A 12396-nucleotide genomic window follows, 5' to 3' on the forward strand; every position below is an offset into this window, starting at 1 on the left:
CGGTTAAGTATTTATGCCCGTGCGCGCTGCGCGATTTTTCTGCATGGAACCGATTCCTTTTTGCCGGAAGTGCTTGATGCGACTGGCTCTAATAGAGGAACGATGGTTGCCCGCGCAATGAGTTTGGCTGGTGGTCGCGATGCCGCAGAGATAAAATTCCGGCTTGCATCACCGCTATTTGAAATCATGACCTGAGTAATTGATTAATCCAGGGAACCGGTAAGAGACGATTGCATGAGTAAGAGTAAAGGGAAGATGGTCCAGCGCCTGAAGCGGCTGGCTGGCAGGGTGCTTCTGGCATGGCTGGGTCTGTGGCTGGCCGGCATCGTGCTGTTCGCATTTTTGCCGGTGCCGTTTTCGGCGGTAATGGTGGAGCGGCAGCTTGGCGCGTGGTTCAGCGGACGCTTCGATTATGTCGCCCATTCAGACTGGGTGGGAATGGATGAGATTTCACCGTGGATGGCGCTGGCGGTGATCGCCTCGGAAGATCAGAAATTCCCCGAGCACTGGGGCTTTGACGTGCATGCCATTCAGCAGGTGCTGGACAATGACGGCAGCGAACGGATGCGCGGCGCATCAACGCTGTCTCAGCAGACGGCGAAGAACCTGTTTTTGTGGGATGGCCGCAGTTGGGTGCGCAAAGGGCTGGAGGCCGGGCTGACGGTGGGGCTGGAAACGGTATGGACCAAACGCCGCATTCTGACGGTGTACCTGAATATTGCGGAGTTCGGTAATGGAGTGTTTGGTGTGGAAGAGGCATCGCAGCGCTATTTCCACAAGCCTGCCAGTCGGCTGAGCATGGCGGAAGCCGCTTTGCTGGCGGCGGTGCTGCCGAATCCGATTCGCTTCCGCGCGGATGCGCCGTCCGGCTACATTCGTCAGCGCCAGCAGTGGATTATGCGCCAGATGCGCCAGCTGGGCGGCGAGGGCTTCCTCAACCGTTACCAGCTGCACTGACGCGGTTAGTCTTCGTCAAAACCGGCTTCAAACAGCTCAATGACCGCGGCCAGCGCCTGGGTTTCCTGCGGGCCGCTGGCCTCGATTTCGATATGACCGCCTTTAGCGGAGTCGAGCATCAGTAGCGCAATCACGCTGCTGGCTTCGGCTTCGGTACCGGCCTCGTTACGCAGCAGCACTTCCGCATCAAAACTCTGCACCAGCTCAAACAGCTTCATCGCCGGGCGCGCATGCATACCCAGCTTATTTCGAATCTCAACGGTTTGCTTCACGGTCATGATTTGCGTTTTTCCAGGGTGCGATGACGGGACTGCACATTCTTACCGCGCGAACGGAAATAGTCTGCCAGCTGTTCGGCAATGTAGACCGAACGGTGCTTACCGCCGGTACAGCCAATCGCCACCGTCAGATAGCTGCGGTTATTGGTTTCCAGCATCGGCAGCCACAGCTCGAGATAGCTGCGCGTCTGGTAGATAAAGTTGTGCACTTCGGTGTGACGATCGAGGAAGGCCGCCACCGGACGATCGAGCCCGGTCATCGGACGCAGCTTCGGATCCCAGTGCGGGTTAGGCAGGAAACGCACGTCAAACACGTAATCGGCATCGATCGGGATGCCGTGCTTGAAGCCGAAGGATTCAAACACCATGGTGAGTTCACGCTCACGCTTGCCCAGCAGGCGCGTGCGCAGCATTTCTGCCAGCTCATGCACCGACATCTCTGAGGTATCGATGATCAGATCCGCACGCGAGCGCAGCGGCTCCAGCAGATCGTTTTCCTCATCAATGGCGCTTTCCAGCGACAGATTTTTGCTGGAGAGCGGATGCAGGCGGCGCGTGTCGCTGTAGCGGCGGATCAGCGTGTTGCGATCGGCGTCCAGAAACAGCAGCTGTGGCGAGAACGCTTCCGGCAGATTGTTCAGTGCCTGCTCAAACACTTCCGGTGATTCCGGCATGTTGCGCACGTCAATGCTAACCGCCGCTGAGATATTGCGCTCGGTTAAGGTGTTCGCCAGCTCCGGCAGCAGCACCACCGGCAGGTTATCGACACAGTAGAAGCCCATATCCTCAAGGGCGCGCAGCGCGACTGATTTTCCTGAGCCTGACCGACCGCTAACGATCATCAGCACCATCACATTTCTCCCGTGTTAAACCGGCACGCAGGCCGGTAAAAGTGTCTGTCGCTTAAGCGTGATCTTCCTGAGCTTCTGTAATGATGGCGTAGAGCTCTTCATCGCTCTGTGCCGCGCGCAAACGGCGGCAGACGGTTTTATCCGCCAGGCGTTTCGCCACCAGCGACAGGGTGTGCAGATGGGTTTTGCACTGGTCTGCGGGCACCAGCAGGGCAAACAGCAGGTCAACCGGCTGGTTGTCGACGGCGTCAAAGGCGATAGGCTGGTCGAGGCTGATAAACACGCCAACAGCGCGCAGCGTATCCTCCTCCAGCTTGCCGTGCGGGATGGCGATGCCGTTGCCAATGCCGGTACTGCCCATGCGTTCACGGGTCAGGATGGCTTCAAAAAGCGTCTGGTGCGGCAGATTGAGCTGCTTAGCGGCCAGCTCGCTGATAATTTCCAGCGCGCGCTTTTTACTCTGGCAGTGTACGCCGCTGCGGGTGCAGTCCAGCGAAAGGACCGCGCTCAATTCCAGTGTCAGATCGTTGTTCATCATCGTTTCACTTGCGTGTTCACATAGCCGTAAGGCACGTACCGGGACACCGCGAACGGGCAGGGCAGGTGACTGCAGGCGCTTGCGCAGATGACAAAACGGGGCGGTGACCCGCCCCATTTCTCCTCTGAGTGCCGAACCCGTCAGCACTCTGCAAGCGTGAAGGTTAGTGTTTTTTCAGTTTGTCTTTGTGTTTGGTCAGCTGACGGGCCAGCTTGTCAATCAGCCCGTCGATGGCCGCGTACATGTCTTCCGCTTCCGATGTGGCGTGCAGCTCCCCGCCGTTGACGTGCAGGGTTGCTTCCGCAATCTGCGTCACCTTCTCCACTTTCAGAACAATATAAACCTGATTGATACGATCAAAATAGTGTTCCAGTTTGGCAAATTTGTTATTTACAAATTCGCGCAGTGGGTCGGTTATCTCAACATTCAGTCCGGTAAGGTTTAGCTGCATAGGTCTTCCTTCTTGTTTCGGTCAAACCAGCTGCTTGCGCTGGTTTGATGGCGGTATAGATAAAGACTCGCGATACTTAGCAACCGTACGTCGCGCCACCATGATGCCCTGTTCAGATAACATGGAGGTCAGTTTGCTGTCGCTCAAGGGTTTTGCGGGATTTTCCGCGGAGATTAATTTTTTCACCAGTGCACGGATCGCCGTCGACGAGGCTTCGCCACCGCCTTCGGTGCTGACGTGACTGGAGAAAAAATACTTCAGTTCAAAAATGCCACGCGGGCTGTGCAAATACTTTTGCGTGGTGACGCGGGAAATGGTGGATTCATGCATATCCACGGCCTGGGCGATATCCGCCAGCACCATCGGACGCATATACTCTTCACCCTGTTCAAAAAACGCCTGCTGCTGTTCGACAATACAGCGCGTCACTTTCAGCAGCGTGTCGTTGCGGCTCTCCAGGCTCTTAATCAGCCAGCGGGCTTCCTGTAAGTTGCTGCGAATAAACTGACTGTCACTGTCATTACGCGCAGAACCGCCCATCGCGGCGTAATGCTGATTAATCTTCAGGCGCGGCAGGCTGTCAGCGTTCAGCTCCACCGTCCAGCGCGTGCCAGTCTTGCGCACCAGCACATCGGGAATCACATACTCGGGCTCGCTGGTATTGATGGACTGCCCGGGGCGCGGATCGAGCGACTGAATCAGCAGCATCGCTTCCTTCAGCACCTCTTCTTTCAGCCGCGTCACGCGCATCAGGCTGCGGAAATCGTGGTTAGCCAGCAGGTCGAGGTGCTCGCTGACAATCAGCCGTGCTTCGTTCAGCATCGGCATATCGGCCGCATACTGCGACAGCTGTACCAGCAGGCAGTCACGCAGATCGCGTGCGCCGACGCCCACCGGATCGAAACGCTGTACGCGCTTCAGCACCGCTTCCACCTCTTCCAGCGTCAGCTCTTCGTCACCAATACTGTCACAAATGTCCTGTAAGCTGACGGTGAGATAACCGGTATCGTCGATGGCATCGACGATGGAGGTAGCGATGGCGCGGTCGGTGTCGGTGAACGGCGTCAGTTCTACCTGCCACATCAGATAGTCCTGCAGCGACTGCGTGGTTTCACCCTGATACACCGGCAGCTCGTCGTCCTGGTAATCGGTGCCGGTGCCGGAGGGCGTACCGGCCGTGTAGATTTCGTCCCAGGTGGCATCGAGCGGCAGCTCTTCCGGCATCTCTTTCTGTTCGAGTGCCTCACGAGTATCTAACGCCTCGTTCTCCTGAAACTCGCGGGCGTCGACTTCATCGTGCAGATCGGTTTGTTCAAGCAGCGGATTGCTTTCCAGCGCCAGTTGCAGTTCCTGCTGGAGTTCAAGCGTAGAGAGTTGCAGCAAGCGGATTGCCTGCTGCAACTGGGGGGTCATCGCCAGCTGTTGGCTGAGCCTGAGTTGCAAACCTTGCTTCATAATCCGGCTAGAATTTCCTAAGCAAATGTCGGGTATGCCGACACCTTATCAGAGTCTGAACTCTTCGCCCAAATAAACCCGCTTAACCTGCTCATCTGCAAGAATTTCATCTGGCGTGCCGTGGGCAATCAGATGGCCCTGGCTGACGATATATGCGCGCTCACACACCGCGAGCGTTTCACGCACGTTGTGGTCGGTGATCAGCACGCCGAGGCCGCTGTCACGCAGGTGTTCGATGATCTTTTTGATATCGATAACGGAGATGGGGTCAACGCCGGCAAAAGGTTCATCCAGCAGGATAAACTTTGGATTGGCGGCCAGCGCACGGGCAATCTCGACGCGGCGACGTTCACCGCCCGACAGCGCCTGGCCCATGCTGTCGCGCAGATGGCCGATGTGGAACTCGTCCATCAGCTCATTGGCGCGATCCTGACGCTGCTCTTCCGTCAGGTCGTCACGCACCTGCAGTACCGCCATCAGGTTGTCGTAGACGCTCAGACGGCGAAAGATCGACGCTTCCTGCGGCAGATAACCGATGCCGCGACGCGCGCGCGCATGCAGCGGCAGAATACTGATATCTTCTTCATCAATGATGATGCGGCCGGCATCACGCGGCACGATGCCTACCACCATGTAGAAGGTGGTGGTTTTACCGGCCCCGTTGGGGCCCAGCAGGCCGACAATCTCGCCGGATTTCACCTGCAGGCTGACATCTTCTACTACGCGACGGCCTTTGTAGGCTTTCGCCAGGTTTTCAGCGACTAATGTGGCCATAGCGATCAGTTACTCTTTTTGGGGCTCGCAGACGAACCGTTTTTATCCTGCAGCTGCGACGGCACCAGCACGGTGGTGACGCGCTTGCTCTGGCCCTGACTGTAGGCCTGCATTTTCTGCTCTTTCACCAGATAGGTGATGCGATCGCCTTTAATGTTGCTGTCCTGCTGCTCGATAAAGGCGTTGCCGGTCAGCTCGACGAAATCGTTGGCCAGCTCATAGTGCAGTTTGGCGGCGTGACCCTGCACCGGTTTGCCGTTGTCCTGCATCTGATAAAAGGTGGCCGGATTGCCGTAGGCATCAACGATGGTTTTATTGCTGTCGCCGCCCGGACGCGTTACCACCACTTTATCGGCGGTAATTTTGATGGTGCCCTGGGTCACGATCACGTTGCCGGTAAAGGTGGCGACGTTACCCTGCAAATCGAGCGCCTGGTTCACCGAGTCGATGTTAACCGGCTTGTCCGAATCGCCCGTTAACGCCAGCGCCGGCAGGCTGGTTGCCAGCAGCGCACTCACCAGCAGCAACTTAAGGCTATTTTTGTTCATTTTGAATTTCATAGGAGGTTTTGACCTTTTCAAGCAGCTCGGCATTCTTTGTCCGTAGGTTGCCGCGCATCTTCATGCCAGTGGAGTTAAAACTGCGGCCAAATAGGGTGACCTGATCGTCAGACGTCACATCCTGGCTGACCAGATTAACCTGAGCATTATCCGTGATGATGCGCTCAAGCTGGGAATCCTGCGTCAATGTGTGTACTTCAACGTGGCCATAAAGATACAGCATACGATCTTTCGTCAGCTTTGCCTTGTCAGCACGAACCGACCACGTGGGCACTTTGTTTTCGTCGTAAGTGGTCATCACCGGATTATCGAACCAGCTCACTTCTTCGGCCGAAAAGTAGGTCACTTTATCCGAGACCAGCTTATAGGCCAGCGCACCCGTCGGGTTATACACCACGGTGCTGGAGTTGGCGCTGGTGTAGGTCGGCGCCTGATCGTTGGTCGCCACCGGCGTGGCGCTGTCGTCCTGGTTGGTAAGATTCCAGCCGATCAGCACCAGGGCGATCAGCGCCAGAATCAGCGTTATCCAACGCCTGCTTTTACTCATACTGATTGCCCTTTGGCATCCTCAAATTTGTTCTGCGCCAGCAAAATCAGGTCGCATAGCTCACGTACCGCACCGCGACCGCCAGCAATGCGCGTCACATAATGCGCGCGCGGCAGTAACACCGGATGCGCATCGGCGACGGCCACGCTCAGACCCGCCTGTGCCATTACCGGCCAGTCGATCAGGTCGTCACCAATATACGCGACCTGGTCTGCCGATAGTGACAGTTTATCCAGGAGTTCGCGCCAGGCCAAAAGCTTATCCGACTGTCCCTGGTAAAGATGCGTAATACCGAGCGTTTTACAGCGATCTTCCAGCAGTTTAGCGCGGCGGCCGGTAATAATAGCCACTTCGATGTCCGAGGTCAGCAGGCAGCGCACGCCGTAACCGTCGCGCACGTTAAAGGCCTTTAGCTCTTCACCGCTGTTGCCCATGTAAATCAGGCCGTCGGACATCACGCCGTCGACATCGCAAATCAGCAGGCGGATGTTGGCCGCCCGCGCCATCACGTCGGCGCTCACCGGACCGTAGCAGGTGTCGACCATCGTGGTTTCAGCACTCATTGTTGTTTCCCGTTCAGACTACGCCAGCGCGCAGCATGTCATGCATATGTACCACACCGAGCAGGCGATCGTCATCGGCCACCAGCAGCGCAGTGATGTTTTTGTTTTGCATCAGATTAAGCGCGTCCACCGCCAGCAGGTTAGGGCGCACGCGAATCCCGCCGCGCGTCATCACATCCTGGATGCGGGCCGACTGGAAATCGATGCCCATATCGAAGATGCGGCGCAGGTCACCGTCCGTGAAAATTCCTTCGATTTTCATCAGGTCGTCGACAATCACTGTCAGGCCGAGGTTTTTGCGCGTGATTTCCAGCAGCGCGTCGCGCAACGAGGCGTCGCGGGTGACGTGGGGAATTTCATCGCCGCTGTGCATAATGTCGCTGACGTGCAGCAGCAGTTTGCGCCCCAGTGCGCCGCCCGGATGCGACAGCGCGAAATCTTCCTGGGTGAAGCCGCGCGCTTCCAGCAGCGCCACCGCCAGCGCATCGCCCATCACCAGCGTGGCGGTGGTGCTGGAGGTCGGTGCCAGCCCGAGCGGACAGGCTTCCTGCGGCACCTTCACGCATAAATGCACATCGGCAGCCCGGCCCATGGCGCTCTCCGGACGGCTGGTCAGGCAAATCAGCTGCACTTTCTGCCGTTTGAGCACCGGGATCAGCGCGAGGATTTCGCCTGACTCGCCGCTGTTCGAGATAGCGATCACCACATCGTTGGTGCTGACCATGCCGAGATCGCCGTGGCTGGCTTCGCCGGGGTGGACGAAGAACGCCGGCGTGCCGGTGCTGGCGAAGGTGGCGGCCATCTTCTTGCCGATATGGCCGGATTTGCCCATGCCCATCACCACCACTTTGCCACGGCAGGCAAAGATCATTTCGCAGGCGCGGCTGAAGTCGGCGTTAATATACTGATCGAGCTGTTCCAGCCCTTCGCGTTCAATGCGCAGTACCGCTTTACCTGCCTGCTGGAAGTCGAAATCCGGTTGCTGATGTGACATGGTCAGTCATCCTTAATAGCTTGCGATAAGCGTGGGGCTGAGCCACAGCCACAGCACCCACACGATAAATCCACCTAACAGCAGCGTGCCCGCAACGCGGCCGATGCGGCGCTTGCGCAGCAGGCACAGCAGGGCGAACAGCACGCTGACGCCCAGCATAATCCAGTAATCCCGCGCAAAGGCATGCGCATCGATCGCGCCGGGATGCACCAGCGCCGGCAGGCCCAGCACAATCGCCAGATTGAAGATATTGGCGCCAATCAGGTTGCCGATGGCGATATCGTCTTCGCCTTTCAACGCGCCGGCCAGCACCGTGGCCAGTTCCGGCAGGCTGGTACCGACAGCAATCAGCGTCAGTCCCATCACCAGTTCGCTAACGCCGAAGTAATCCGCAAACACCGTGGCGTTGTCGATCACCATGCGCGTCGACATCGGCAGAATAATCAGCGCCACCGCCAGCCAGAGAAACGCCACCGTATTGCCGCTTTCGTCGCGCGGCAGCTCCGCCAGTTGTTCACGCGTCAGGGTGTCATTATTATCGCGCTCGGCCCGCCGGGCGATGCGGATCGCCACCAGCAGATAACCCAGCGCCAGCAGCAGCAGTGCCACGCCATCCAGCCGGCTGAGCTGGTTATCAAACAGCATGATGCCGCTGAGCAGTGAGACCAGCAGCAGCAGAGGGAGTTCGCGGCGAATCAGATTGGAGTGTACGGTTAAAGGGTGCATCAGCGCAGCGCCACCCAGGATCAGCAGAATATTGGTGATGTTCGAGCCCAGCGCGGTACCCACGGCCAAATCCATCTGACCATGCTGTGCGGCAGAGAACGAGACGATCAGTTCCGGCAGTGAAGTGCCAATGCTCACCACCGTCATGCCAATGATCAACGGTGGAATGCCAAGGGATCGACACAGGATCGCGGCGCTGAACACCAGGCGGTCAGCTCCGTAAGCCAGTAAAATCAATCCGATAAACAGCAGGGCAGTGGCTACGAACATGAAAAATCCTTGATGGATAACGGTGCCGGCAAACCTTGTCCGACAGGTAAAAGCAGTGCGCGTGCGGAATCAGGCGCTGATTTTGACTGTCTGAGAGGCAAAAGTAAATTTTAAGGCCGTTTTCGCCACACCGGACGGGTAAGTTTCTGTAAAACTATCGTGCATTGTGGTTTACCAGGCTACCATCCACCACGTTAATTACGCCCGATCCGTTTAAAGAGGTAATGATGATCCAGCAGCAAACGAATCTGGTTGAGGTTCGTGGCGTCAGTTTTACGCGCGGCAATCGCACCATCTTCGACGACATTTCGCTGACCGTTCCGGCGGGCAAAGTCACGGCGATTATGGGCCCTTCCGGCATCGGTAAAACCACCCTGCTGCGCCTGATTGGCGGGCAGCTGCAGCCGGACAAAGGTGAGATCTGGTTTCGTGACCAGAACATTCCGACGCTGTCGCGCCGTAAGCTGTATGACGTGCGTAAAAAAATGAGCATGCTGTTCCAGTCCGGTGCGCTGTTCACCGACCTTAACGTCTATGAAAACGTTGCCTGGCCGCTGCGCGAACACACCCGGCTGCCAGCGGAATTGCTGCACAGCACGGTGATGATGAAGCTGGAAGCCGTGGGACTGCGCGGCGCAGCGCAACTGATGCCAGCCGAACTCTCTGGCGGCATGGCGCGCCGGGCGGCGCTGGCGCGGGCAATTGCGCTGGAGCCGGAGCTGATCATGTTCGACGAACCCTTTGTCGGCCAGGATCCCATTACCATGGGCGTGCTGGTCAAGCTGATCGATGAGCTCAACCATTCGCTGGGCGTCACCTGCATTGTGGTTTCACACGATGTGCCGGAGGTCTTGAGCATTGCCGATCATGCCTATATTGTTGCCGGGCAAAAGATTATTGCTCAGGGTAGTGCGCCGCAGCTGAGGGAGAATCCCGATCCGCGCGTGCGCCAGTTTATTGAGGGTCATGCGGATGGTCCGGTGCCGTTCCGCTTCGCTGCCGGGGATTACCTCAGCGATCTGACCCGCACAGGGAGAAGCTAAACTGATGTGGTTACAGGCACTGGCGTCATTTGGGCGTCAGGGAATTAACACCTGTGCGGCCTTTGGCCGGGCGGGCTTAATGCTCTTCCATGCGCTGGTGGGTAAACCGGCGTTTCGTAAGCATGCGCCGCTGCTGGTGAAGCAGCTGTACAGCGTGGGCGTGCTGTCATTGCTGATCATTGTGGTCTCCGGCCTGTTCATTGGCATGGTGCTGGGGCTGCAGGGCTATCTGGTACTCACCACTTACAGCGCGGAAACCAGCCTGGGTATGCTGGTGGCGCTGTCGCTGCTGCGCGAACTGGGGCCGGTGGTCACCGCGCTGCTGTTTGCCGGGCGCGCCGGTTCGGCGCTCACTGCGGAAATTGGCCTGATGAAAGCCACCGAGCAGCTCTCCAGCATGGAGATGATGGCGGTCGATCCGCTGCGCCGCGTGGTGTCGCCGCGCTTCTGGGCCGGCTTTATCAGTATGCCGCTGCTGGCGCTGATCTTTACTGCGGTGGGCATTGCCGGTGGCGCGCTGGTCGGGGTGGCCTGGAAAGGCATCGACCCGGGCTTTTTCTGGTCGGCGATGCAGAACGCGGTGGATTTTCGTACCGATGTGATCAACTGCCTGATTAAGAGCGCGGTGTTTGCCATTACGGTGACCTGGATCGCGCTGTTCAATGGGTATGACGCCATCCCGACTTCGGAAGGGATCAGTCGCGCGACGACGCGTACCGTAGTCCATGCTTCGCTGGCGGTGCTTGGACTGGATTTTGTGCTGACGGCACTGATGTTTGGGAATTAATGCAATGCAAAGCAAAAAAAACGAAATCTGGGTTGGCGTGTTTATGCTGGCTGCGCTGCTGGCGCTGCTGTTCCTCAGCCTGCGCGTCGCCGATCTTAAATCGCTGGGTACTGAGCCAACGTGGAAGCTGTACGCCACCTTCGATAATATCGGCGGCCTGAAAGTCAGCTCGCCGGTGAAAATTGGCGGCGTGGTGATTGGCCGCGTCACCGACATTTCACTGGATGACAAAACGCTGTCGCCGCGCGTCACCATGGACATCAGCGAGCAGTATGCCAATAAAATTCCTGACACCAGCTCGCTGGCGATTCGCACCCAGGGTTTGCTGGGTGAGCAGTTCCTCGCGCTCAACTTAGGTTTTGACGATCCGGAGCTTGGCTCGGCGATGCTGAAAGATGGCGGCACGCTGCGGGATACCAAATCGGCGCTGGTGCTGGAAGACCTGATCGGCCAGTTCCTCTACAAGAGCGGCGACAACAAGGACAATGAGAAATCGTCGGGCGCCGCCAGCGCGAGCGCCCCGGCAGCACCTGCTACAACGGAATAACCCAGAGAGGTACAACACGATGTTAAAACGTTTTCTGATGGTGGCCCTGCTGGCCATCGCGCCGCTGGCGGCAAACGCAGCGGACGCCAACCAGAGCAATCCGTACAAGATGATGAACGAAGCGGCGGAGAAAACCTTTACCCGCCTGAAGAACGAACAGCCGAAGATTAAGCAGGATCCGAATTACCTGCGCGAAATCGTGCGCCAGGAGCTGCTGCCGTACGTGCAGATTAAATACGCAGGGGCGCTGGTACTGGGCCGTTACTACCGCGAAGCCACGCCGGCACAGCGCGACGCCTACTTTGCCGCGTTCGGGGATTATCTGGCGCAGGCTTATGGTCAGGCGCTGGCGTTGTATCACGGCCAGACTTACCAGATTCAGCCTGAGCAGCCGATTGGCGATGCCAATATCGTGGCGATTCGCGTCACCATCATCGATCCCAACGGTCGTCCGCCGGTGCGCCTTGATTTCCAGTGGCGCAAGAACAGCCAGACCGGCAACTGGCAGGCTTATGACATGATTGCCGAAGGCATCAGCATGATCACCACCAAACAGAATGAGTGGAGCGATCTGCTGCGCACCAAAGGCATCGACGGCCTGACTGCGCAGCTGAAAACCTATGCCGCGCAGCCTATCACCCTGGACAAGCAGCAATAATGAGCGAACCGTTACGCTGGCAGCGCACTGCCAGCACGCTGGCCCTGAGCGGCAAACTGGACCGCGATACGCTGCTGGCGCTGTGGCAGGCGCGTGACAGCGCCATGGCTGGTATCACCACGATTGACGTGGCGGCGCTGGATCGGGTTGATTCTGCCGGGCTGGCACTGCTGGTGCATCTGCGTGAAATCGCGCGGGCGCAGGGCACGACGCCGCTTTTCAGTGGTATCACCGATAAGCTCGACTCGTTAATCAAGCTGTACAACCTGCAGCAGATTATTGTTTCTGCGGAACAAATCGCCTGATTAACGGCGCTGCTGACAAAGCCCCTGATTTTTTCAGGGGCTTTTGCGTATTTAAGAGTCAGGCGCTTTCCTCTAAGATATCCGCCTTATTA

At 57.7% G+C, this 12396-nt stretch carries 17 protein-coding genes; 6 read left to right on the forward strand and 11 right to left on the reverse strand.

What is annotated here, in order from left to right; translation table 11 throughout:
- Window positions 1-234: 234 nt before the first annotated feature.
- On the forward strand, window positions 235-957 hold the full coding sequence (mtgA, locus tag F3J36_RS12250; RefSeq protein WP_031279742.1) for a monofunctional biosynthetic peptidoglycan transglycosylase: 723 nt from the start codon (window positions 235-237) through the stop codon (window positions 955-957).
- 5 nt (window positions 958-962) lie between these two features.
- Here the strand turns inward: mtgA and npr are convergent, their stop codons facing one another.
- The 11 genes from npr to F3J36_RS12305 all read right to left on the reverse strand — a co-directional run bounded on the left by npr (window position 963) and on the right by F3J36_RS12305 (window position 8964).
- Complete coding sequence (gene npr, locus F3J36_RS12255) at window positions 963-1235, reverse strand: PTS phosphocarrier protein NPr (RefSeq protein ID WP_058759594.1); 273 nt, start codon at window positions 1233-1235, stop codon at window positions 963-965.
- The gene (gene rapZ / locus F3J36_RS12260; RefSeq protein ID WP_021507744.1) at window positions 1232-2086 is read right to left on the reverse strand and encodes an RNase adapter RapZ; all 855 of its coding nucleotides are present in this window, start codon (window positions 2084-2086) and stop codon (window positions 1232-1234) included. The genes npr and rapZ overlap by 4 nt, the downstream gene beginning before the upstream one ends.
- Before the next feature lie 52 nt (window positions 2087-2138).
- Complete coding sequence (ptsN, locus tag F3J36_RS12265) at window positions 2139-2621, reverse strand: PTS IIA-like nitrogen regulatory protein PtsN (RefSeq protein ID WP_031279741.1); 483 nt, start codon at window positions 2619-2621, stop codon at window positions 2139-2141.
- A 166-nt stretch (window positions 2622-2787) separates the two neighbouring features.
- Window positions 2788-3075 (reverse strand): ribosome hibernation promoting factor, encoded by a 288-nt coding sequence (hpf, locus tag F3J36_RS12270; protein WP_010618250.1) that lies wholly within the window; start codon window positions 3073-3075, stop codon window positions 2788-2790.
- 21 nt (window positions 3076-3096) lie between these two features.
- Entirely contained in the window at window positions 3097-4530 is a 1434-nt protein-coding gene (gene rpoN, locus F3J36_RS12275; RefSeq protein WP_031279740.1) for an RNA polymerase factor sigma-54, read from the reverse strand.
- Window positions 4531-4578: 48 nt separating this feature from the next.
- Complete coding sequence (lptB, locus tag F3J36_RS12280; RefSeq protein ID WP_010618248.1) at window positions 4579-5304, reverse strand: LPS export ABC transporter ATP-binding protein; 726 nt, start codon at window positions 5302-5304, stop codon at window positions 4579-4581.
- A gap of 5 nt (window positions 5305-5309) precedes the next feature.
- A complete protein-coding gene (gene lptA / locus F3J36_RS12285; RefSeq protein WP_031279739.1) occupies window positions 5310-5864 on the reverse strand; it encodes a lipopolysaccharide ABC transporter substrate-binding protein LptA in 555 nt (184 codons plus the stop codon).
- Window positions 5839-6411 (reverse strand): LPS export ABC transporter periplasmic protein LptC, encoded by a 573-nt coding sequence (gene lptC / locus F3J36_RS12290; RefSeq protein ID WP_021507740.1) that lies wholly within the window; start codon window positions 6409-6411, stop codon window positions 5839-5841. The genes lptA and lptC overlap by 26 nt, the downstream gene beginning before the upstream one ends.
- Window positions 6408-6974, reverse strand: a complete 567-nt coding sequence (gene kdsC / locus F3J36_RS12295; RefSeq protein WP_021507739.1) for a 3-deoxy-manno-octulosonate-8-phosphatase KdsC — start codon at window positions 6972-6974, stop codon at window positions 6408-6410. The genes lptC and kdsC overlap by 4 nt, the downstream gene beginning before the upstream one ends.
- A gap of 13 nt (window positions 6975-6987) precedes the next feature.
- On the reverse strand, window positions 6988-7968 hold the full coding sequence (gene kdsD / locus F3J36_RS12300) for an arabinose-5-phosphate isomerase KdsD (RefSeq protein ID WP_021507738.1): 981 nt from the start codon (window positions 7966-7968) through the stop codon (window positions 6988-6990).
- 12 nt (window positions 7969-7980) lie between these two features.
- Complete coding sequence (locus tag F3J36_RS12305; protein WP_166719797.1) at window positions 7981-8964, reverse strand: calcium/sodium antiporter; 984 nt, start codon at window positions 8962-8964, stop codon at window positions 7981-7983.
- Between the two features lie 227 nt (window positions 8965-9191).
- On the opposite strand from F3J36_RS12305, the gene mlaF reads away from it, so the two are divergent.
- Genes mlaF through mlaB form a run of 5 tightly spaced genes read left to right on the forward strand, consistent with a single transcriptional unit; the run spans window position 9192 to window position 12304 of the window.
- A complete protein-coding gene (gene mlaF / locus F3J36_RS12310) occupies window positions 9192-10007 on the forward strand; it encodes a phospholipid ABC transporter ATP-binding protein MlaF (protein ID WP_021507736.1) in 816 nt (271 codons plus the stop codon).
- Between the two features lie 4 nt (window positions 10008-10011).
- Window positions 10012-10794, forward strand: a complete 783-nt coding sequence (gene mlaE / locus F3J36_RS12315) for a lipid asymmetry maintenance ABC transporter permease subunit MlaE (RefSeq protein ID WP_021507735.1) — start codon at window positions 10012-10014, stop codon at window positions 10792-10794.
- 4 nt (window positions 10795-10798) lie between these two features.
- A complete protein-coding gene (gene mlaD, locus F3J36_RS12320; RefSeq protein WP_021507734.1) occupies window positions 10799-11341 on the forward strand; it encodes an outer membrane lipid asymmetry maintenance protein MlaD in 543 nt (180 codons plus the stop codon).
- Between the two features lie 19 nt (window positions 11342-11360).
- A complete protein-coding gene (mlaC, locus tag F3J36_RS12325) occupies window positions 11361-11999 on the forward strand; it encodes a phospholipid-binding protein MlaC (RefSeq protein WP_021507733.1) in 639 nt (212 codons plus the stop codon).
- Complete coding sequence (gene mlaB / locus F3J36_RS12330; RefSeq protein ID WP_021507732.1) at window positions 11999-12304, forward strand: lipid asymmetry maintenance protein MlaB; 306 nt, start codon at window positions 11999-12001, stop codon at window positions 12302-12304. The genes mlaC and mlaB overlap by 1 nt, the downstream gene beginning before the upstream one ends.
- Window positions 12305-12396: the final 92 nt, after the last annotated feature.

The sequence above is a fragment of the Pantoea sp. Cy-640 genome, from assembly GCF_011752635.1.
GTDB classification, from domain to species: domain Bacteria; phylum Pseudomonadota; class Gammaproteobacteria; order Enterobacterales; family Enterobacteriaceae; genus Pantoea; species Pantoea dispersa.